This window comes from Vibrio sp. A37 (assembly GCF_059777565.1).
In genome coordinates this window covers 250,292-271,976 of record NZ_JBLNLI010000001.1, presented here as the reverse complement: position 1 = coordinate 271,976, position 21,685 = coordinate 250,292, and the positions used below count along the sequence as shown (strand labels likewise).

The 21,685-nt window shown below is 40.6% G+C and carries 15 protein-coding genes; 6 read left to right on the top strand and 9 right to left on the bottom strand.

What is annotated here, in order from left to right:
• Positions 1 to 4 precede the first annotated feature (4 nt).
• From ACM2FC_RS01170 to ACM2FC_RS01135, 8 genes are all read right to left on the bottom strand, one after another.
• The gene (locus ACM2FC_RS01170) at positions 5 to 469 is read right to left on the bottom strand and encodes a chemotaxis protein CheW (RefSeq protein ID WP_498479501.1); all 465 of its coding nucleotides are present in this window, start codon (positions 467 to 469) and stop codon (positions 5 to 7) included.
• A gap of 5 nt (positions 470 to 474) precedes the next feature.
• Positions 475 to 999 carry a chemotaxis protein CheW gene (locus ACM2FC_RS01165; RefSeq protein ID WP_498478984.1) on the bottom strand — a complete coding sequence of 175 codons (525 nt, stop codon included), beginning with the start codon at positions 997 to 999 and terminating at the stop codon, positions 475 to 477.
• An 8-nt stretch (positions 1,000 to 1,007) separates the two neighbouring features.
• A complete protein-coding gene (locus ACM2FC_RS01160) occupies positions 1,008 to 3,140 on the bottom strand; it encodes a chemotaxis protein CheA (protein ID WP_498478983.1) in 2,133 nt (710 codons plus the stop codon).
• A 49-nt stretch (positions 3,141 to 3,189) separates the two neighbouring features.
• Positions 3,190 to 3,549, bottom strand: coding sequence for a response regulator (locus ACM2FC_RS01155; protein ID WP_498478982.1), 360 nt, complete (start codon positions 3,547 to 3,549; stop codon positions 3,190 to 3,192).
• 29 nt (positions 3,550 to 3,578) lie between these two features.
• Complete coding sequence (locus tag ACM2FC_RS01150) at positions 3,579 to 3,839, bottom strand: STAS domain-containing protein (protein ID WP_498478981.1); 261 nt, start codon at positions 3,837 to 3,839, stop codon at positions 3,579 to 3,581.
• Positions 3,840 to 4,152: 313 nt separating this feature from the next.
• A complete protein-coding gene (locus ACM2FC_RS01145) occupies positions 4,153 to 6,195 on the bottom strand; it encodes a tRNA(Met) cytidine acetyltransferase TmcA domain-containing protein (RefSeq protein WP_498478980.1) in 2,043 nt (680 codons plus the stop codon).
• A gap of 95 nt (positions 6,196 to 6,290) precedes the next feature.
• A complete protein-coding gene (locus ACM2FC_RS01140; protein WP_498478979.1) occupies positions 6,291 to 7,262 on the bottom strand; it encodes a ParB/RepB/Spo0J family partition protein in 972 nt (323 codons plus the stop codon).
• An 8-nt stretch (positions 7,263 to 7,270) separates the two neighbouring features.
• Positions 7,271 to 8,488, bottom strand: a complete 1,218-nt coding sequence (locus ACM2FC_RS01135; RefSeq protein ID WP_498478978.1) for a ParA family protein — start codon at positions 8,486 to 8,488, stop codon at positions 7,271 to 7,273.
• 1,206 nt (positions 8,489 to 9,694) lie between these two features.
• Between ACM2FC_RS01135 and ACM2FC_RS01130 the strand changes: the two genes are divergently transcribed.
• The 4 genes from ACM2FC_RS01130 (at position 9,695) to ACM2FC_RS01115 (ending at position 13,547) form a co-directional block, all read left to right on the top strand.
• Complete coding sequence (locus tag ACM2FC_RS01130) at positions 9,695 to 11,665, top strand: replication initiator protein RctB domain-containing protein (RefSeq protein WP_498478977.1); 1,971 nt, start codon at positions 9,695 to 9,697, stop codon at positions 11,663 to 11,665.
• Positions 11,666 to 12,220: 555 nt separating this feature from the next.
• Positions 12,221 to 12,424, top strand: coding sequence for a PA3496 family putative envelope integrity protein (locus ACM2FC_RS01125; protein ID WP_498478976.1), 204 nt, complete (start codon positions 12,221 to 12,223; stop codon positions 12,422 to 12,424).
• 148 nt (positions 12,425 to 12,572) lie between these two features.
• The gene (locus ACM2FC_RS01120; protein WP_498478975.1) at positions 12,573 to 12,782 is read left to right on the top strand and encodes a DUF3283 family protein; all 210 of its coding nucleotides are present in this window, start codon (positions 12,573 to 12,575) and stop codon (positions 12,780 to 12,782) included.
• Positions 12,783 to 12,824: 42 nt separating this feature from the next.
• Complete coding sequence (locus tag ACM2FC_RS01115) at positions 12,825 to 13,547, top strand: YebC/PmpR family DNA-binding transcriptional regulator (RefSeq protein WP_498478974.1); 723 nt, start codon at positions 12,825 to 12,827, stop codon at positions 13,545 to 13,547.
• A gap of 164 nt (positions 13,548 to 13,711) precedes the next feature.
• On the opposite strand, the gene malT is transcribed toward ACM2FC_RS01115, so the two are convergent.
• Positions 13,712 to 16,420, bottom strand: coding sequence for an HTH-type transcriptional regulator MalT (malT, locus tag ACM2FC_RS01110; RefSeq protein ID WP_498478973.1), 2,709 nt, complete (start codon positions 16,418 to 16,420; stop codon positions 13,712 to 13,714).
• Between the two features lie 411 nt (positions 16,421 to 16,831).
• Here malT and ACM2FC_RS01105 point away from each other — a divergent pair, with 411 nt between their 5' ends.
• Both ACM2FC_RS01105 and malQ read left to right on the top strand, forming a co-directional pair.
• Positions 16,832 to 19,285 (top strand): glycogen/starch/alpha-glucan phosphorylase, encoded by a 2,454-nt coding sequence (locus ACM2FC_RS01105; protein WP_498478972.1) that lies wholly within the window; start codon positions 16,832 to 16,834, stop codon positions 19,283 to 19,285.
• A 65-nt stretch (positions 19,286 to 19,350) separates the two neighbouring features.
• Complete coding sequence (malQ, locus tag ACM2FC_RS01100) at positions 19,351 to 21,531, top strand: 4-alpha-glucanotransferase (protein ID WP_498478971.1); 2,181 nt, start codon at positions 19,351 to 19,353, stop codon at positions 21,529 to 21,531.
• Positions 21,532 to 21,685: the final 154 nt, after the last annotated feature.

Here is a 21,685-nt window from a genome sequence, read left to right as displayed (position 1 = left end):
TCCCTCAAGCTGTCACTTCTTCCACTGACGTTTTATTGAGCTCTTCTACGTCAAACAGAGCCTCCAGATTAATCAAAATTAAGTGGCCACTTTCAACGGAAGCAATACCTTTTATATAGCTCTCATCGACCGTTACCGACATGTGAGGTGCTGGTTTTATCTCTTCAACGGACAAATTGTACACCTCAGATACTCCATCAACGATAATGCCCAATGGGTGCTTCTCTGCGTCATTAAGCACTATCACAACTGTTGTTGCACCTATTGTTGCAGGCGTTAAATTGAATCGCATTCGCAAATCAACAATAGGAATATATTCACCTCGTATTTCTAGAACACCTAATAGATATTTTGGCGAGTTTGGAACTTCTCTAACCTCACTCCATCCTCGCACCTCTCTAACATCTAGAATTGGTACACCATACTCTTCTTCATCTAAAAGAAAACTTAAGAACTCTTGTGTTGCCATGGTCACTAACCCGCCTTTAGAATCCGTTCTATATTGAGTAACTCTTCTGTATCAAGAAGAGACATAACCTGTTCACCGACATTCAAAACACCTTGCAAGTATGGCGTGATGTGTGATTCCCCTACGGCAGGAGCGAGTTCATTTGCTCCTTGGCTTATCACATCACTCACGGCGTCAACTACAAGCCCCATTAAACGTTCAGTGTCACCAGACTTTTGCCTTAGCACTAACACTACCGTGGTCGGCAAATATTGACATTCACCAATTTCAAAACGGCTACGAAGATCAACGACTGGAACGATCATACCTCTTAAGTTGATGACCCCCTTAACGTACGCTGGTGAATGAGGAATTGGAGTGGGTTGCTCCCAAACTCTAATCTCTTCGACGTCTTTGATTTGAACGCCATAGAGCTCATTAGCCAATTGGAAACTCAAAAAGTCTGCACTCTCGCTTACCTCTGATTCCACGTTGCCAATAATTGTTTGTGCAATTTGCTCTTTATGTGCTTGCTCTTGTTCAGTATCCATACCCCCTCCTAAGCCGCTCTACCTTTGCGACCTGTCTCTGCATTACGACTCAAAAAGCCTGTAATGAGGCCTTGAATATCAAGAATTAACGAAACTGAACCATCGCCTAGAATAGTGGCACCAGAAATGCCTGGAACCTTGCTGTAATTCGACTCTAAGCTCTTTATTACTACCTGCTGTTGATCGAGCAACTCGTCAAGTAATAACCCAACACGATTTCCAGCCGCCTCTACGAAACACAAAATTCTTTCATCCAGCGGCCCACTATCGCCCATTTTAAGTTCATCTTGCAGTCGTAGAATTGGGATATTCTCTTCTCGTAAACGGTAGAGCTCTACACCACCTGATGCATGCTTAACACAATTCATATCAATTTGAATCGACTCAATAATTGTCAAAAGTGGTATCACATAAACTTCACCACCAACTTTTACTAATTGCCCATCCAATATCGCAAGAGTCAATGGCAAGCTAATCGTAAAGCGGCTTCCTATTCCAAGCTCGGATTCCACCTCAATATGGCCACCCAACTCCTCAATATTTCGCTTCACCACATCCATTCCCACCCCACGTCCTGATATATCAGACACTTCTTCAGCGGTGGAAAATCCTGGTGCAAATATTAAATTCAGCACCTGTTTATCTGACATTTCATCTCGACGAGCGTCAGCAGCTAACACACCTTTTTCTATTGCTTTATTCCATAGTTTGTCACAATTGATACCAGCCCCGTCATCAATGATCTCTATGATAATTGAGCCACCTTGGTGATACGCATTTAACTCTATCGTACCGAGTTCTGGTTTACCGTTTTCCAAACGTATCTGTGGAATTTCAATACCATGATCAATGCCATTTCTCACTAAGTGAACAAGAGGATCTACAATTCTTTCAAGTACTGTTTTATCTAGCTCAGTATTTTCACCCTTGATCTGTAGATCTACTTGCTTTTCAAGACGACCGCACAAGTCTCTAACAAGCCTTGGAAAGCGACTGAATGCAAAACTCATCGGCAACATACGAATATTAAGTACGTTTTCCTGAAGATCTTTACTATTTTGAAGGAGTTGATCTAAACCTGCTTTTAATTTCTCGAGTTTGTCTATGGTAAAATCGTTACCTATCTCGGCTAACATAGACTGAGTAATCACTAGCTCACCGACCAGATTAATTAGGCCATCAACTTTGTCGATATCAACACGGATAGAGCTTACGCTAGGCTCAGATTTAGCGACTTTTGTGCTTGGCTCCGGGGTTTCTTTTTTGCGCGGCTTATCTTCAACGGCTTGTACCGGAAGCTCTACATTATTTGCTGGTTCAGCAATGTTGGTTGGTTTGGAACTGACGTCTTCGGCTTCGCTGGTGGGGCTTCCTTGTGATTCATTCGATTCAACAGCTATCTCCTTACGCTCCAGATTCAAATCACATTCATCTTCTACCCATTCGAATATCTCTCGAATCTGTTCTTCACTGATAGCTTCTGGTAAAGTCGCCTTCCAGCTTAAGTAACACAACTCGCCTTCCATTTCATTTATGGTTGGCAATTTATCTAGGCTTGCAGAAATCACGCAACTATCATCTAAGTCTTTAACCTCTCGAAGAATTCTTAATGGGTCATTGCCACTAAAAAACATTTCTGGATGAGGAATAAAAATGATGTGCCATTCAAAAGGCTTACCTTGATTAGGACTGGAAGGAGCATTGGGATTATCTAGTGTCGAAGATGTTTCAGACGAGCTCGAGGCTTCTACATTATTTTCTAGTAGTTGGTGCAGTTTTTGACTCACCGACTCTTGTAAGTTGGAGTCTACCTCTTTGCCACTTTCGTGTCCTTCCAACATATTCATGATACAGTCGACACTTTGCAGCAGTACATCAACACTCGCAACAGTCAGCCTTAGCTCTTCATTTCTAACCAAGTCTAAATAAGCTTCAACAGAGTGGGTAAATTCGCTAATATCGAATAAGTTAAAAGTAGCCGCGCCGCCTTTTATAGAGTGCGCTGCTCGAAAGATAGTATTTATTGGCTCTAAATCATCGTTTGTTGGGTCGAGTTTTAAAAGGACTCCTTCCAATACTTCAAGATTTTCACGACACTCTTCGTAAAACATCTTGCGCAATTGTTCCATGTCTAAAGCCATAAGAAATTCCTATTTCATTGCTTATTGACGCTAGAAGACGATGTAAATACTAGATAACTCGCTTTAACGTCTTTAATAAAGTTTCAGGGTTAAAAGGTTTTACTAACCACCCTGTTGCGCCAACCGATTTACCTTCTTGCTTTTTTTCCATACTGGTTTCAGTTGTCAGCATTAAAATCGGTATAAATTTATACTGTGGGTTATTTCTCATTTCGCGTACGAAATCGAATCCTCCCATATTTGGCATATTTACATCCGAAATCACTACATCGAATTTGGTTCTCTGCGCCTTATTCAATGCATCGCGGCCATCATTGGCAGTCTCTACATCATAACCAGCATCTTTTAATGTATGACTTACCATCTGACGAATGGACACAGAATCATCTACTGCAAGGATTTTAGTCATATTCAGCCTCTCAAACTTCTCTCTAAATGTTATTCGAACAAATCGCTAAGACCTAAGATAGAAATACCTTCTAATAAAGTATCTGTGGCGTTTACTAGCTCAATTTTAATTTCGGTCGATTTAGCCGTCGCAAATAGGGACGCAAGTGCCTGTATGCCAGCAGTATCTACGCGTGCAACTTTCGATGCATCAATTAAAATTGGAGTTGGTTGGTTAAGCCATTTTTTGTAAGTGGAAGTGGAATCCATTACTGTCGATATATCCAAGCACTCTTCAAGTAGGCAATCCATGTCGCCATCCCTTATATAGTTGTTCTAATAAAATTCTTTCTGACGTTTATAGTGAGTGTAGGAAGAAATGATAAATAAGCAAACATCGAACCATTATTGCAAATATCCCTTAATGGTATTGTGATTTTGATCTTCTTTGAAAAATTGGCGAGCGGCATCACCTCAGAAATATTGAATCTTGTCCTACCGGTTAACTACTTTAAAAATAATTAGTTAGTCGACTTTCAGTAGTATTTACAGTGTAAATTTTAAGACAGGAAAATTGCTCGTAAACATAAGTAACACTAAAGTATTACAGTCCATCAAAATAAAGTCAGTTGCGCTGAAATTTACACTGTAAACTGGAGAGTAAAATAAGTAAGTCGCTTTTGATTTTTTTCTCTACTTGTTTTCTACCGGTCAGGTTATAAGTATTCGCGCAAAAATTAAAACTTCTTTGCTGGACTACTTTCGACATTAGCAAATCAGTAACAAAGTCAATATCGTTGTCAGATAAGCTATATATCATTTCGCTAATAAATGGTACGGCAACTTCAAAAGCACTTCCTCCATTGACATAAGTATAAACAATATCTACTTGGCGTTGTGTCAATTCATTTGACCTAGAACGCTTTACTAATTCACGAGCGATAGACACATCTAGACCTCGTAAGGAGTCAGTTAAACAATACGGAATTGAACTGCCCATTAAATCTTGTGCTTGTGTTAGCCAAGATAGACTTGTACCCCGAATCATTATCGCAGAGTGACAACCACTTGCTGCATCGCGTTTACTACCGACTTTAATAAGACTAAATTCGTTACGCTGCCAAAAGCGCAGTAGCTCTTTTGTCACACCATAGCTAGTAGAAAGAAAGTCATAACGTTTTAGATTTGAGACATAATCCAACATTCGCGATGCGATACCTTGTCTCTGCGTTAGGGGATGAACAGCTATTCTCATCACACGTAAACTCTTTTGCAGTGCAGCCTCCCTAATAGCAAAAGAAGTTAAGATAGAAGTTGCAACAAGCTGCCCTTTCGGCCGACGCAATCCACTTTCAATTTGCGTAATAGATTCCTCACTTAGATTTCCCTCTTCAACTCCTAAGATGCAACCAATTACAACCGAACCTTGCTTAGCTATAAATAGCTGAACTGAAGAGTCGGCTAATAAAGAAAACAAATCATTGGGCGAGGTTTGATAATGGGCTGTAACAAGCAAAGAAAAAATCGACTTCATAAGTTCTACGTCTTGTAACAATTGTTCTTTTCTCACCGATACAAGAATGACGTTTGAAACAGATAAGCCATCAACATCATTTTCATTGACCTCAGCATCAAGTAAAAAAGTACGATATTGCCAGAGTTCAAGCCAATCTTTTTCTCCCCATCGTATCGGTTGGGTTAAATGGCAGCTGCGAGTTCCACTTCTGAACTCTTTTAGCCAGCTAACGAACTTTAAAGTAAAACCTCTACCACAACCTTCATATCCATGGATTGTGGTAGAAAATACAACTCGACTGTATTGACGAACCATTTTTTGTAGCATCACGATCGGAATTGCTGAAGCTTCATCTACCAATAAAAGATCGCATGATACCTTTGTAGAACATACCTCGTCAGGAGAGGCAAAAGTCAACACTGAGTGACCAAACTCTAGCTCTGCCTTACTTTTCGCTTCAACATCGAGTAAACGAGAACAATGTCTAAAAACGGGCTCTACCGCTCCAGTGTTTGGAGCAGTAACGACTATTTTTATTTTTCTTTTCTTCATGAGAATTGCGGACGCAATACCTAGAGCGCTGCTTTTCCCTCGACCTCTATTGGCGGTAAGAAGCAATGGCCTCTTACGATGCCCCTCAACAACGCGAACTATATTTTCAACAGCTAGCTCTTGCTGTTGATAGTCTTTAACCTGTGTCTGCAACTTCAGGTTTGGTAAAGTGGGTAATTCACTACTTTGGACAACATTTACTAACCGACTTAAGTGATCCTGAAGCCAAAGGTGACTTAAATTGTTTTCTTCAGTTGATGAAGAGTAAATAACTAATATCCCCCCTCCAACAAGCGCTCCTAGAGCACTATTAAAGCTATTTGCATCAAAGCCGTCTTCGAAACTGCACAATAAAAGGGAACACTCTCGACCCAGGAGTTGAGTCCCTTTTTTGAATGAAACATACAAGTCGACCATATCCGACTGCGAGCCACCAAGTTGAAAAACTTGTTTGGTGTCATCAGATTTGTATAAATGAATTAGGTGTAAGATTGTACTAAGCTTCCATTCATCATGACCCGATAGGACGACTCCGTGTCTTTGATTCGTGGTTTGTAATAATGTGTGGAGCTCAGCTAAAAATGTCTCGACTTCAGTCATAAAATAATAGTGAACGTAAGTTATAAAACCTATTTTATCACAACATTAAAAAAAGCCGCTTTTAGCGACTTTTTTATATTTGGACCTGAGTTTATTCACTGCAGTTTTTCTTCAAGGTAAGATAAAATCTCTTGCATCATTTCATCGTCTATCTTCTTTAAGTTCAAAGACAAATTTGCGCCGCTGCGACTGTAACTTGCCCTACCCTTAATAAAATCAATTTTACTGTTTGAGCTGCTCTTCTTGGGTGCAAGCTCTTGTATCCATGTTTCGATTGATTCTGATACTTCCTTGGTTAGCCTTGCTACGCCCTGAGTTGAACTTCTTTGCCAAACCGCACCTTTTTCTGATTGGCACCTATCTAACAGCTTCGATTGGTTACCTTTAGTGAGCTCGTTAAACTGCTTGTGCAATTTAACGATTGTCGGCCTGCCTAAATCACCAACATTTGGATAGGCTTGGAGCAACTGCAGGGGTAATGACGCTGCTTTCAACGCACCGCTGACAAGAGCCTCACTACATTGGAAAATTTTAGCGAGAGCTTTTTGATCTTCAGCTTCTCCACTATCTAACTTAGCCTGCATCTCTTTTCCTTTTTCATATAGAGATAAAGGCTTATGAGCATTCGCCACGTCAGACAAAAACTTAGCGTGATGCGTGTTGATATTGTCGGCGACATAAACTAAAAAATCTTGCTTAGCAATAATACAAGACATTCTGCGTCGACTACCATCTAGCACTTCCACCCTGCCATCAGCAGTTTTACGGCCAACTGCTGGATATTGTTGACCGCGCTCACGAAGAGTGACTAGGACATCAGACAACGCATGCTCATTGAGGAAGGATTGCTCACGGGCATTTTGTGCAAACACCACTGTTTGCGATTCGATTTCACTTGCAGGTATTCGAAATAATTCAAACGAAACTTTTTGCTCACCTGCCACTTCCAATTCGATGACTTGAGCCTGCTCTTTAACCGCACTACGTGCTTCTTGAGGGGTAGTTGCTCGGCGCTTATTCGCTTTACCAAACAGTTTTGCGTTCAATTCAGACGTTTTTATTGTCATTTATCCTATTACCCTTTGTTTAATGACAGCCAATTACTATGCAGTACACGCTCTAACTCTAATGCACTTTTTTGGACTGCGTCTTGAGCTGTCGCTAAAGTTTTCTTTCCGCCTTCAAAATCACTCGTAGTAAGGTCAAAAACCGTGCTGTAAGTATCAGCACAAGTTTCGAATGCACGACTACGAGGTATCGTCGCCATCATTACTTGATCGCCCAACAAATAGTTCATTTCGGTTAATACAGACACTTGTTTTTTATTATCATCTTCAAACATTGTCGGCATCAAGCGTACAAATTCTAATCCTTTCCAATCATCTGGAAACATCTCATAAACTGTCGGTAGATGTTGAAAAAAGTTAACAGTTGAAGCCCAATCTAAGCGCTTTGCTGCACAAGGAATAAGAAGAGCATTGGATGCATACATAGCATTCCAGACTAAAGGGTCAACGTGTGGCCCCGTATCTATCATAATAATATCGAAATCGTCAGATATCTTATCGATAAGCTTTTCTTTTAGAAGTTTAACAATATCTAAAGATTGGTCCTGAGATAAATGTTGCCAAGCTTCAGCGTTAAACATAGCATCTTCTGGAAAAGCAGATACGGTTTTCAAGTTCGGGTATTGCGTCGGAAGTAGTACATTTTTATGTAAGAATGGCTTATCAACAACAACGTCTTCCGGCAAATTATCTAACATTACATCGACTGCTGAATATATGTTTTCATGCTCGGTAACACTGATTTGTGGGTTTAGAAATAGACGTAATGAACCTTGAGGATCTAAATCAATCAAACATATTCTATAGCGCTTATCTAGATTAAGAGCCATACAAGCGGCTAAATGAACCGCCGTCATCGACTTACCAGTACCGCCTTTTTGGTTTTGTACGTTAATAATCCATGGTTTGTTACCACCATTTTTCTTGCGCTCATAAAATTTAGGAACGCCAGCGGCTTCCATAATCATATGTGCTTCATTTAAAGAAATGGAATAATGGTTAGCATTGTTTTTGGTAAACTGATGCCCTTTCTCTTCGAGCTTCCCTATCGCTTCATCAAGCTTTCTACGTGTCAGACCTGAGCGAGTTTCCATCAACGCTTTAGACATTGCAGGAAAGTGATCATCGCTTCGTTCTTCTAAAACAATTTCAATCCTATCAGCCTGAACTTGCTGAGTCTGCTCAGCGATTTGGTACAGGTTTTGAATCGTTTGCTCTCTCTTCATAGCCAAAGTCCGTTAATAATGACGAGCACACAATTGTACAGCATTTCACTAATTTAACAACTAAATGCTGCACGAATATTTAATGGTTAAAAGATAAACTTAATTATACAAAGTGAACTAATTATTAATATTGTGATGCAGTGCAAACTAAATAAGCTGTAAAGATATTGCTAAATTTGCCATACATTTAAAATGTTACAACATCACTTATTTACAATGTAAACTTAATTAGCTTCCGGAACGATTGGAATATAGGCATATTTTACGGCCTTTGTATTACCAACAACAGGTGATGCAAACTTAATCAATTAACAATCAAGTTTGTTAAATTTAGATACTCTTGAAAATTGAATATCGTCTGCCTATGAAAGCATGATCATGGTTATTACTTGATCATGCTTTCGAGTTCACAACGACTATGTGGAAGAATGATCAAGAGAGCAATTTAGTTGACTAAGTATATAGTAACGATCCCGATTAACTACGTGGCTAGCGGATCAATGATCAAGTAGACACGCTTTCGGAAGCATATGTTTTTCACAATAAAGTACGGCTAATGTCAGATGTAATATAGATATTTTGATATTTAGTCGGGCAATAGCCGTTGTAAATTGGAATTCCACCTTTTTTGACCAAATTTATCCGATAGCTTGATCATGCTTCCACTAAATAAAGTGATAATTTGCTGAACAATGATGGATATTCGTAATTTGAATTTCATGGTTTGAAACGCTTAAATTACCAAAAACAATACAAACTACATACTCTTGATCATTGTTCCAGTCGGTACTAAACGTATATTTCCATCATTCTTTACACTTGAGGATAAATTCTAATCAAATCAATTGTGGATAACATGTGTAGTAACCTTGATCATGTTTCAAATTACTGATGATCATAAGTCCAGATATATGATGATCATGCTTAAACGTTTCGTTGATCATCATTTCAGAAACTAATGATCATACTTTCATAAAAGCATTGATCATGCTTCCTAACGTCACCTAAAAAAACAACCTTAATTACATGAACTTAGATGTTTTTAGCTCGCTTGATCATAGATCATATAATCAATATAGATCAAAGTAATCAAGTAGATCAGGTTATTAAAACCAATAAAAATTTCTTTATTTCTTTTTATTTTTCTATTAATCTTCTTTTCGGAAAGATGGCAAAATTACGGGAACGTTCATACGGATTCAATTAATGGGACAAGAAAACAAAGTTCTGATCAAAGCACCTCGAAGTCACAAGGACGGGCACTTATTTGAAGTTTCTGAAAACGCTGTAGATTGGATTGAACAATATCAACATTTTAAGGGCGTAACGAAGAGTATTGTTGAACTCCTGAATTTGATCTCTCTACATAGCCTCAGGAGTCAAGACGGCCTAGTATCGACCACAGAGTTAATAGACGCGACTGAAGGGCAAGTCACTAGAGCTGCTATACAGCAGAGACTACGAGCCGCCGTGAATATTGGTTTATTTACCCAAGTAGCTGTGAAATTTGAACAAGGTCTAGCGGGCAAAACAATGCTACATAAGTTTGTCAACCCGAACCAATTAATTTCGGTGCTAGGGGCAACAAGCTTAGTTACAGAATCGGTAAAAGCTTCCCAGAAGAAAAAAAGATCGAAAGCGTTAGCACAAACCAAAGTCAATAAGCGTTTGTTGAATGAGCATGGTTTAAATATTCCACCAGCAATGAAAGATGACGCCGATCAATTCGTAGTTTCTCCGACTAATTGGGCAGGGATCATTGATCAAGCGTTAGCGCCACCTAGGACAAGAAAAAGCTACCAAAAATCAATGGTATCAATTTCGGGCACTAAAGCAGTCATAGAAACAAGATCATCTAAAAATATTATGACGGTTGATGATTTAATGACACTATTTGCCCTGTTTACGCTAACAGTTCAATATCATGATCATCACCAAGATCACTATCATCTTGATTCTGTTCAAGCGCCAAATAAAACGCCATTGTACATTACTGATATTCTATCTCTTCGAGGAAAAAAGGACAGCGGTCCAGCGAGAGACTCTATTCGAGACAGTATTGATCGTATTGAGTTTACAGACTTTCAGTTACATGAGTTAACTGGTCGGTGGCTAAGTGAAAATATGCCAGAAGGATTTAAAAGTGATCGGTTTCGTTTTTTAGCTCGAACTATTACGGCTTCGGAAGAAGCTCCCGTTGAAGGGGCTGATGGTGAGATCCGGATCAAACCCAACCTATATATCTTAGTTTGGGAGCCCTCATTTTACGACGAGCTTCTCACCCGTGATTACTTCTTCCTATTTCCACCGGAAATACTGCGACAACATACGTTAGTATTTCAGCTTTATTCGTACTTTAGAAGTAGGATGTCGAGACGACATTCCGACTCTATGCTTTTAAGCGAATTAAATCAAAAGCTTGCTAGAAACATAGAGTGGCGTCGCTTTTCAATGGATCTTATTCGCGAACTACGAAAGTTATCCGAAGACAAATCGACAGAAGATCTTTTTATCGTTAACCTTTGGGGATACCACTTAACCATTTCAAAGATCAAAAAACAGAACAAAACGGCAGATTATCAAGTCGATATTAAATGCGATGTCGAAGAAGTACTTCGCTATTCTCGAGCTAAAACCACTAATGCTGGCAAGCGTAATATGGCCCCAACGCTTCCAAACCCACTACGAAATGAAATGGTATCGAAACAAAAACTCGATGAGTTATCCACGATTATTGACGGCGAATTTGAACCAATTCAACGGAAAGCGCCATCACCAAAAGGTAAATTAGGTCGTCGAGTTAAGCTGAGAAAGCACTTGGTTGAAATTAATGCGGATGAAATTACCATTACTCTGTCGAAATATACCTCTCCAGAGGCTCTAGAACGCAGTATAACAGCCTTGGCTGCTATGACAGGGCATCCATACTCATCTATCAAAACTGAGTGCGACGAGCTCATAGAGAAGCTTGATTATCTACGTGTGGGAAATGATATCATTTTATACGAGACTCTAAGCAAGTTGGTCGAGTTGTATAATGAACAAACTGACAACAAACATCTGTCAATTGAACGTTTGATTTCTGGCTTGGCTGTGCGCAGGAAGGTATGCAAACAAGTTTATGAAGGTCGTATTGATGAGACAGTGTATAAAGTGCTAGAAGATATGGCTATTTAGCGCAGTTATTTACACAATCAAGTCTTTGTCGACACAAAACTGACATTGCAATGACATGTGGAGCAAACGTTTGCTTTAGTCTTTTACGCCGAATAGACAACCTTTTGCCCTTTCTAGTTATTTGGAAAAGTGGTAAGTTTTATTGATTCGAATTCTAATGCGAGCTTCTCTGAAGCTCGCTTTTTTTATGTCGAAACCGACAATAGCATTTTCCCTTCACTTGCCTTCAAGCTCTTATTTTTTACCAAAATAATCGGGTATTTCATTACGGGAAAGGGGATTTAAAGCAATCACCATGATCATACTTCCGAAAGCTTGATCATGTAAGAGAGAGCCGAATACATTGAATGGCGTTTAAAAAAACAACGATTAATTATTTGGGCCAATCTTTTAAATATAATCTCACATTAAGTTTTATGTAAAGTAGCTATCCTTAAAATATAAGTTTGATTTCGGAAGCTAAAAGTAGCTCACATAATGCAGTTATACTACTTAACAAAGAGTAGGGGCTTTGCTACAGATTAATTGTTCCTTACATGGTTATCGGAGGTAACAATGTCCATTAATTCTATCGACCATGATGAAATGACGAATATTGCAAATAAGTGGGATCTCACGGATGAGGAACAAGAGGCACCCAAAAAATCAGTCGATAAAGTAAAGTCAGCAGAAGCTCGTCGTCGTATTGAAGCGTTGAAGGAGATTCGAGAAAGTGGCTTAACAATCGAAGAGGCTAGAGAGTTGGGATTGTTTCACTAAGTTAGTAGCAATATTTTACGGATTGGGTGGCTTAGGTCACCCTTTTTAATTTGGATGTTTGTTGATCTAAACCAATACAAAGTACTTTTGTTTCCTACCTTGTGTGATATATTTCTGGGCCAAGTATTTTCAGCGTTGAGCACGAGCCATGTCGGTTAATCTTTCATCTTTGCCAAAACATGAGAAAAATAAGATTGAACTTGATAAACAAGCATCTTATTTGGTTTGGCAAATAAAAAATGGTGAATCAACACAAGATGCAATATCAGTCGCTCTTGAAGCGATAACCGACGAGCATGAAAAAGCTTGGTTTCAGAGTAGTATTGACAAGTACAAAAGTATGATGCGCTTGTCCTAAACTCACTGCTTGACGTTAAATTTAACGAGAGAGAAAACCCCAATGGGAAGAAGTTTTGAAGTGCGCAAAGCCTCTATGGCTAAGACCCAAGGCGCAAAAATTAAAGTGTATTCCAAGTATGGTAAAGAGATCTACATGTGTGCTAAAAACGGTGGTTCTGATCCAGATACTAACCTATCACTTAAGCACCTCATCGCTAAGGCGAAGAAAGATCAAGTTCCAGGTCACGTTATAGATAAAGCGTTAGATAAAGCCAGTGGGGGCGGTGGTGAGGACTATCAACCAGCGCGTTATGAAGGATTTTCTCCCGGTGGTGCAAGCGTAATTGTTGATTGCCTTACAGACAACGGTAATCGCACTTTCCAAGATGTTCGCCAGTGCTTTGTAAAAACAGGTGCCAAAATCGGTAGCCCTGGCACTACAGCGCATATGTTTGACCATAATGCGGTCTTCCAATTTAAAGGTGAAGATGAAGAAGTGGTATTAGAAGCGCTGATGATGGCGGATGTCGATGTCACTGATATCGAACTAGACAATGGTGTCATCACAGTATTTGCGCCGCACACAGAGTTCTTTAAAGCAAAGACAGCGCTGCATGAGGAGTTTCCAGAGCTGACTCTTGATGTAGAAGAAATTACTTTTGTTCCTCAGACGCATACCCAAATTGAGGGTGAAGATGCAGAGAAATTTCAAAAGTTCCTAGATATGCTTGATGACTGTGATGATGTTCAACAAGTTTATCATAATGCAGAATTATCCAGCTAAATTCAGTAGCAGATAGTTTTGGCTGCATACCTACTTCATGCCAATAGGCCGAGCGAATTCGCTCGGCCTATTCGTTGGCGACAGCCAATCTAAAAGCGTAAAAACCTCAGAATTTACATTGTAAATGACCTTTCTTGCAAGCGTTCATAACTGCTTAGTTTTGCTTAATATCCTATGAGTTCTATAAAACTTTCTGCTGTTTTTACGGCTTCCTTTCTGTTGGCTATATTTAGCTTTTGATAGACATTGCGTATATGGGTTTTTATGGTTGTTCCTGCCACACCAAGCTCGTGAGCTATTTGGTCATTACTGAACCCTGAATAGATCAAACCTAAAACTTGCCACTCTCTCTGCGTTAGAGGACTGGTTCGTACAAGCTCTGGTGTCTCAGAGTGCTTTATTAGCTTATCAATAAACTCTTGATTGAAGTGCATGTTGTTAGAGCGGGCTGAATGAGTGATCTCTTTCAACAAGTGCTTCACTTTATGTTGTTCTAGCTCTCCAAGCTGGCCGTTGTCATCCAAAAGCTTGAGTATGGGTTCAAGGTGTGCACCATCAACTAGAAAGTAGCCTAAAATGCCAGTTTGGTGGGTTATTTGTAACGCCTCTAGTAATTGATCCTGCGCCAATTCTGAATGGTTTTGCGCAAAAGAAATCATGGCTGCAATAAGTAGGTTCTTATTTGTGTCTGTGACAAGGTTTTTCTCTTTAGCTTGTTGCTGAATCCAAGTGAGGTTCGTTTCTGCTTTCTGGTACTCTCCTAAGTAGAAGTGTGCTCGAACCACATTTCTCCATTGCAACTGTGAAAAGTGATTGATGGCTTTGTCTGGTCGCGTTGTATGCTTGAGCCACTGCTCTATTGAGAGTTTATCGTCGATTGCTCGCCAATAGAGCAATAATGACAGATATGCATTTGCAGTCCAGTCTACGTGATACGTGGATTGACTGAGCAACTCTTCGATTTTGCTAACAAACGCCTTTGCGGTATCAATCTCTCCTCGTCGTAGCGCTATTCTTGTGAGCATAGAGTAAGAATGTAAGTGTTTGCTCTCCATTTTGGGGCCAAGAGTGTCTATCCCACCAAACGCACATTGTTCGGCTTCCTCCAATCGATTCCAACTCCACAACGTTTGTGCCCTTATTCGAAGTAAGAACTCATGCAAAGGAATTTGATGCAATTGATGGTCTTCGATGAGTTTGAATGCGCTATCATGAATTTCAAAGGAAGCTTGCGCGTACCCTTGGGCAAACAGGATTTCGCTTTGTTGGAGAATGGCCCATAGTGCTTGGTGATAAATTTGATATTGACGTGCTAATTTCTCAGCTTGTTGCATCATTGGTAGGGCACGATCTAGATGGCCGATGACATGGTTAACTTCAGCTATCACGGAGGTTGCGACAATACGACTGTGAAAGCTTGTTTGATCTAGTTGACTGAGAGCTAGCTCTGCTAGTTGTAGGGCAGCTTCAGGTTCATTCTCGTTGATCGCAACTTGTGCCCTTAATGCATTGAATTCTGCCTGCAACTCTGTTGAAAGCTTAACACCCAGAGTGGCCATTTGAGCATCTGCTTTTTGTAGTAGTGCTCCAACCTTTTCGAACTGATGCTGACTTTGCGCTAGCCAAGCTTGTAATAAACATAGAGTAGGGTGGGTATAGAGAGAAATAGGATCTAAGCTGCTTATTGCTAACTCAACAGTATGAAGCTCCCCATTGTTAAACAGTTCCCAGCCTTGCTTGCTTAGAATTTCCGCCACTAGCTTATGGTCATTTGACTGCCTAGCATGCTTCAAAGCTTGAACGGGAGAACCTTGATTTAACCACGCTTGGGAAGCGCTAGTATGTAGTTCTTGTTCTCTGAGTGGCATTAACGCTCTTCTTTGATGAGAAAGAAATTCAGCAAACAAATTGTGAAACTTATACCAATTATTTTCTCCTTCAAGACGATGGACGAACATTCCTGAGCGGTGCAATGACTCAATAATATTGAGAGCGTCTTTTCTATTCGTCACTTCTTGCGCGAGTTCATCATTAAAGTGATCTAGGATCGCGCATTGCATTAGAAATATTTTGGTCTCTTCATCAAGAAGATTAAAAGCTTCTTCTGCCAAATAGTCCCACAAATGTTCGTGATTGAATGAGTGAATAGATTCAGCAGTTTGCTTGAGCGTTTTTTCTTGGTTTTGAGTTTGAAGAGCGATGAGCTGAAGCGCCGAAGGCCAGCCTTCTACATAACCGGTTAAATGCTCAGCTATCGTGCGGTCAACTTCACCAGCTTCCTTCTGATTTAGAAAGCGCATGGTTTCATTGGTATCAAACGCTAATTGCTCAGTACCAATTTCAATGACTTGTCCTCTAACTCTTAAATTAGCAATGCCTAGAGGAGGTAGAGTTCTGCTTGTTATCACCAACGTAATATTTTCAGGCAAGTGTTTCAGGAAAAAGCGCATCGATTCGCCAATTTCATCATGATTGATGAGATGAAAATCATCAATAGCGACATAACACTCTTCTTTGAATTCGATCAAACTTGACAGCACGTCACTAAAAAGCGCTGTGAGTGATGAGAATTGTCGCTTTTCAGCAACGGACAACGCTTTAATGCAGGTATTTTTGGTCGCGTTGTTTAGTGCTCGAAGAAAATAAGTGATAAAGCTATACGTGCCGTTATCACTATCGTCAACGCTATACCAACCGACATTAGGTTTGTCAGACAACCACGAAGATGCCGCCGTCGTTTTGCCATAACCAGCAGGAGAGATAAACAGTACCAGTTTGGAAAACTTGGCTTTGCGAAGACTTTCAACAATTTTGGATCGAACAATCGTATTGTGAGAAAAGTTGGGTCGGGTAAGTTTAGATGGAATCCACATATTGTATAACTATCCCTGTAAATAGAAGTACTACAAAGCTAACCAAAAAGCTTTGGTTTAACTTACGTACCGACAACATAGATTATTAGAAGACATATTGTAATTCCTCTACGCCTTTTGAATGTGATCTTTATCTCGTTTTGTTGGGTGTTTTTAAGCCTCATTGATTTTTGTCGTTTCAATATACTTCCAAGCATATGAAAGTTAATAATTTTAATTGCTGAGCAAATATTACATCTCCATTTCAGAAATTATCTGATGACTCAAAAGAGAGATAGGGAATAGTACCATGCTCTACGCCCTATCTCTCCACCTCATCTCGTCCTAGTTAGGATGAGGTAAATATTGTTTACCTATTCCACAATTGATACTTGTGTCATGTTGCGCGCCAAATCAGTGAGGGAAGAGGGTATGAAATCAAAGCAAGCAACCTCCTTTAATAAGGAACAATTTCAAGCAAGTGTTAAAAAGCATTTATATGCGACCTATGCAACAACAGTAGAAAAAGCGGATAAACACGCTTGGTTTTTAGCGGTAGGTAGAGCACTTGCTGAGTTAACAACTTGCGAATTACTTTGTACAGAGCAAGACGAAAAAATTCGAAATGCGAAAAGTGTCAACTATCTCTCTCTCGAATACTTGATAGGTCGATTAACGGGTAACAACTTAATTAGTATGGGCGTCTATCAACATGTCGCAGAGGCAATGGAAGAGCTGGGGCAGAACCTCTCAGATTTGTTAGAGGAGGAGCGTGATCCTTCACTCGGAAATGGAGGTTTGGGCCGCTTAGCCGCTTGCTTTATGGACTCCTTAGCAGCGCAAGAATTTCCAACCGTTGGCTATGGTTTACATTACGAGTATGGGTTGTTTAAACAATCATTCGACCACGGTCACCAAGTTGAAACGCCAGATGCTTGGCGCGGTGTAGAAGGGTATCCTTGGGAAATCGCTAGGCCCGATCTTGCACAAGAAATTGGATTTTACGGTTATGTAGAAACATACCAAGAAAACGGTCAAGAGAAACGTCGCTGGGTACCAGGTATGACCGTTAAAGCGATGCCTTGGGATATGCCTATTGTTGGTTATGAAAGTAATACGGTGTATCCATTGAGACTTTGGGAGTGTCAAGCTATCGCACCGTTTTCTCTAGAAAGTTTCAACAATGGTAACTATTTTGAGGCCCAGCACTCTCTCATTGATGCAGGTAACATCACTAAAGTTTTGTACCCCAATGACAACCATGAAAAAGGCAAAACACTTCGCTTGATGCAACAGTATTTCCACAGTGCTGCATCGATTCGCGATATTTTGCGCCGTCATGAGGAAGCAGGACACACATTAGCCTCTTTACCAAAATATGAAACAGTTCAACTCAATGATACTCATCCAACCATCTCAATTCCTGAGTTGATGCGCATTCTAATTGATGAAAAAGAGATGGAGTGGGATGAGGCATGGTCCATATGTTCAAAAACGTTCGCTTATACCAACCATACATTGCTACCAGAGGCCTTAGAGACATGGGATGAATCTTTGATTCAACGTTTATTGCCTCGTCATATGGAAATTATTTACCAAATTAACTACCTATTCTTGAAAGAAGTGCGAGCGAAATGGCCAGGTGATGTAGAAAAGCAGAGGAAATTATCCATTATTCAGGAAGGCTTCCACCGTATGGTTCGTATGGCCAATCTGTGTGTTGTGGGTTCCTATGCAGTAAATGGTGTAGCAGCAATGCACTCAGAGCTGGTTAAGCAAGATCTCTTCCCTGAGTTTAATGAGCTGTATCCGGGTAAATTACAAAATGTCACCAATGGAATTACTCCTAGGCGCTGGCTGAAATTCTGTAACCCAGGGTTGTCCCAGCTTATTACGGACAAAATTGGCAGCGAGTGGCCGACTCAGTTAAATCAACTTAAACAAATTGCCGCTTACGCCGATGACGCGAGCTTTCAAAAAGCGTTTATGGAAGTTAAGCACCAAAACAAGCAGCGCTTAGCCGATTGGGTTGAAGAAAATATGGGCATCAAGCTCGATACTCGGGCTATTTTTGACGTTCAAATTAAACGGCTGCACGAGTACAAACGTCAACACCTCAATGTGTTACATATTCTATCTATGTACCACCGCTTAGTGCATGATCCTGATTTTGAAATGGAGCCAAGAGTGGTATTTTTTGCTGCAAAAGCGGCACCGGGCTATTACCTTGCGAAAGAAATTATTTATGCAATCAATAAAATAGCGGAGAAAATTAATCACGACCCTCGAATTGGCAACAAGTTAAAAGTGGTATTTATCCCAGACTACCGTGTCAGTATGGCAGAAATCATCATTCCAGCAGCGGATGTTTCTGAGCAGATTTCCACCGCAGGAAAAGAGGCTTCAGGTACTGGCAATATGAAATTGGCACTCAATGGAGCCTTAACCATAGGCACCATGGATGGAGCAAATGTAGAAATTCGTGAAGAAGTCGGAGACGAGAATATCTTTATATTCGGCTTGGAAGTGAATGAAGTCGAAGAGCTCAAACACTCAGGGTACAACCCATTTGATTACTACAACTCAGATCCTTTGTTGAAAGCATCACTGGATTTACTGCTTGGTGAAGAGTTCACTCCCGGTGAACCAGGAAAACTTAGAGCCATTTACGACAGTGTTTTAGACGGTGGAGATCCTTATTTCTGCTTGGTTGATTTTGAGTCGTACGTAAAAGCTCACGAGGCTATTGACGCTCAGTACAAAGATAAAGCTGGTTGGGCAGAAAAAGCGATACTTAACACTGCCTTGGTTGGTAAGTTCAGTTCAGACCGAAGTATTCTCGATTATGTCAATAACATCTGGAAGTTAGAGTCAGTACAGAGATAAGTGCGAATCTCACTGAATTGGAAGTTAGCGAAACAAAGACTATGTCATGCTATCCGGAGAGATGAATGAATAGCGAAAATCACATAAAGCAAGTCGCTGATAGAGCAGGTATTGCCAACCACTATATCAGTGCATGGGGTGTTGATACCGAGGTAAAAGACACCACAATTATAAAGCTGTTATCTGCACTCGGTTATGACTCTAATAGCGAAGAAGCACTCATTAAGTCAGCAGATAAAAAACATAAGAGTGATGTGCTTGAACCTGTATTGGTAGTGCAAAATGGGCAAGCGATCGAAATTTCATTAAATTTGGGCGTTAGTGCCAGAGAAAGCGATTTTAGTTGGCAGCTCAACACTGAGCAGGGAGATATTCTAGAAGGATACTTACAGTCTCAAATAGTAAGAGATGAGCGGGCAAGCGGCGGAGCACTAGTGTTTTCAATTTCTACCGATCTCGCTATGGGTTACCATGAGCTACTTGTACGTCGGAAACGGCGCAAATCCCCGTACAAAATGACCATAATATGTGCACCTGAAACGTGTTTTAAGCAAGAGTCTTTAAAAGCTGGGAAAAAGTTGTGGGGGCCTAGCGTTCAACTTTACACGCTTCGCACCCAACATAACTGGGGAATGGGTGATTTCGGCGATCTGAAACAGTTGGTTTCAGAAATCGCATCTAGAGGAGGGGATTTTGTTGGCCTCAATCCTATTCATGCTCTATTTCCTTCCAACCCTGAAGCGGCTAGCCCTTATAGCCCATCTTCTCGGCGATGGCTAAATACCTTATACATTGATGTGTGTTCAGTCCCCGAGTTTTCCTTGAGTATACAAGCTCAACAAATGGTTGGTAGTGCAGCATTCCAGCAAAGGCTGCAGAAAGTGCGAGAAAGTCACTGGGTCAACTACAGTGAAGTTGCCTCATTAAAAATGGGCGTATTGCCACTTTTGTATCAAGAGTTTAAGCAGCGTCACCTTGCTGAAAATACTGATAGGGCAAATGCATTTTTACAGTTTGTTGAGGAAGGGGGAGATAGCTTGCTCTTCCAGGCTGCTTTTGATGCATTGCACGCCAACTTAAGTGACAAACAAGAAAATATTTGGGGATGGCCTGCGTTTCCAGAGCAGTACAGACGTTTTGAAAGTAGGGCGGTACGTAAGTTCATCGATCAAAACAGTGATGATGTGCATCTATACATGTATTTGCAGTGGATAGCCGATTGCCAAGTCAATGAAGTACAAGTGCTGGCGAAGCAAAAAGAGATGTCGATAGGGTTATACCGAGATCTTGCTGTTGGCGTTGCGGATTCAGGCTCCGAAGCTTGGGCTGATGAAGGGAATCTTGTCATGGAGGCGAGCACTGGAGCTCCACCAGACATTTTGGGCCCTCTTGGACAAAATTGGGGGCTGCCACCTTTAAATCCACAGACACTAAGAGCTAATGCTTACGATGCGTTTATTCAACTGCTAAGAGCAAACATGAGACATTGTGGAGCTCTTCGTATCGATCATGTATTAGGTTTAATGCGTCTATGGTGGGTGCCAAAAGGAGAAGATGCGTCTGAAGGGGCATATGTGAATTACCCTGTAAAGGATATGTTGGCCATTTTAGCTTTAGAGTCTCATCGACAAAAATGCAGTGTGATTGGTGAAGATTTAGGAACAGTGCCTGAAGAAATCGTTTCTGAACTTCGAGAAGCAGGTGTTCATTCTTACAAGGTATTTTTCTTTGAGCGATCGAACAGTGATGGTGGATATATATCGCCTCAGCACTACTCGCCTCAGTCTATGGCGACACTATGTACTCATGATATGCCAACACTGAGAGGTTTTTGGCATTGTGAAGATCTAAAAATGGGCTGTGAATTAGGTTTGTACCCTGATAAAGAGCAATTGAATAAGTTGTTTGATGATCGACTCGCTTGTAAACAAGCTATATTGGAGTCGGTTGCTTGGCATGGCAATCTCCCTGAGGGGATTGGACGCGATGCAAGCCTAGTTCCGATGGATAGCCATTTGAGCGAAGCTCTACAAATTCATGTTGCTTCTGGTGCTTCAGCGTTATTAAGTGTTCAACTTGAAGACTGGCTCGAAATGGATCAACCCGTCAATATACCAGGTACAGTTGATGAATACCCGAACTGGCGTCGCAAGCTCTCCGTAAATCTAGATGAACTATTTTCGCGAGACAACGTTAATCAGTTGACTTCAAGGTTATCTGAAGTAAGAAGACTAGCGAGCAAATAGCATGCTTTTCATCTGTAGCCGAGAGCGACTACAGGACACTGTGACGACGTTAAATTAGAAATTCATCAATTAGGCCTGCGAGCTCGCAGGTCTTTTTCTTACTCCTTCTGTTGCATAATTATCAAATTAGAGGTAATAGAGTAGGACATTTAAT

Bases quoted from the DNA above. Each gene is read 5' to 3' on its own strand.
- ACM2FC_RS01170 (WP_498479501.1), bottom strand. From the start codon at position 469: ATGGCAACACAAGAGTTCTTAAGTTTTCTTTTAGATGAAGAAGAGTAT.
- ACM2FC_RS01165 (WP_498478984.1), bottom strand. From the start codon at position 999: ATGGATACTGAACAAGAGCAAGCACATAAAGAGCAAATTGCACAAACA.
- ACM2FC_RS01160 (WP_498478983.1), bottom strand. From the start codon at position 3,140: ATGGCTTTAGACATGGAACAATTGCGCAAGATGTTTTACGAAGAGTGT.
- ACM2FC_RS01155 (WP_498478982.1), bottom strand. From the start codon at position 3,549: ATGACTAAAATCCTTGCAGTAGATGATTCTGTGTCCATTCGTCAGATG.
- ACM2FC_RS01150 (WP_498478981.1), bottom strand. From the start codon at position 3,839: ATGGATTGCCTACTTGAAGAGTGCTTGGATATATCGACAGTAATGGAT.
- ACM2FC_RS01145 (WP_498478980.1), bottom strand. From the start codon at position 6,195: ATGACTGAAGTCGAGACATTTTTAGCTGAGCTCCACACATTATTACAA.
- ACM2FC_RS01140 (WP_498478979.1), bottom strand. From the start codon at position 7,262: ATGACAATAAAAACGTCTGAATTGAACGCAAAACTGTTTGGTAAAGCG.
- ACM2FC_RS01135 (WP_498478978.1), bottom strand. From the start codon at position 8,488: ATGAAGAGAGAGCAAACGATTCAAAACCTGTACCAAATCGCTGAGCAG.
- ACM2FC_RS01130 (WP_498478977.1), top strand. From the start codon at position 9,695: ATGGGACAAGAAAACAAAGTTCTGATCAAAGCACCTCGAAGTCACAAG.
- ACM2FC_RS01125 (WP_498478976.1), top strand. From the start codon at position 12,221: ATGTCCATTAATTCTATCGACCATGATGAAATGACGAATATTGCAAAT.
- ACM2FC_RS01120 (WP_498478975.1), top strand. From the start codon at position 12,573: ATGTCGGTTAATCTTTCATCTTTGCCAAAACATGAGAAAAATAAGATT.
- ACM2FC_RS01115 (WP_498478974.1), top strand. From the start codon at position 12,825: ATGGGAAGAAGTTTTGAAGTGCGCAAAGCCTCTATGGCTAAGACCCAA.
- malT (WP_498478973.1), bottom strand. From the start codon at position 16,420: ATGTGGATTCCATCTAAACTTACCCGACCCAACTTTTCTCACAATACG.
- ACM2FC_RS01105 (WP_498478972.1), top strand. From the start codon at position 16,832: ATGAAATCAAAGCAAGCAACCTCCTTTAATAAGGAACAATTTCAAGCA.
- malQ (WP_498478971.1), top strand. From the start codon at position 19,351: ATGAATAGCGAAAATCACATAAAGCAAGTCGCTGATAGAGCAGGTATT.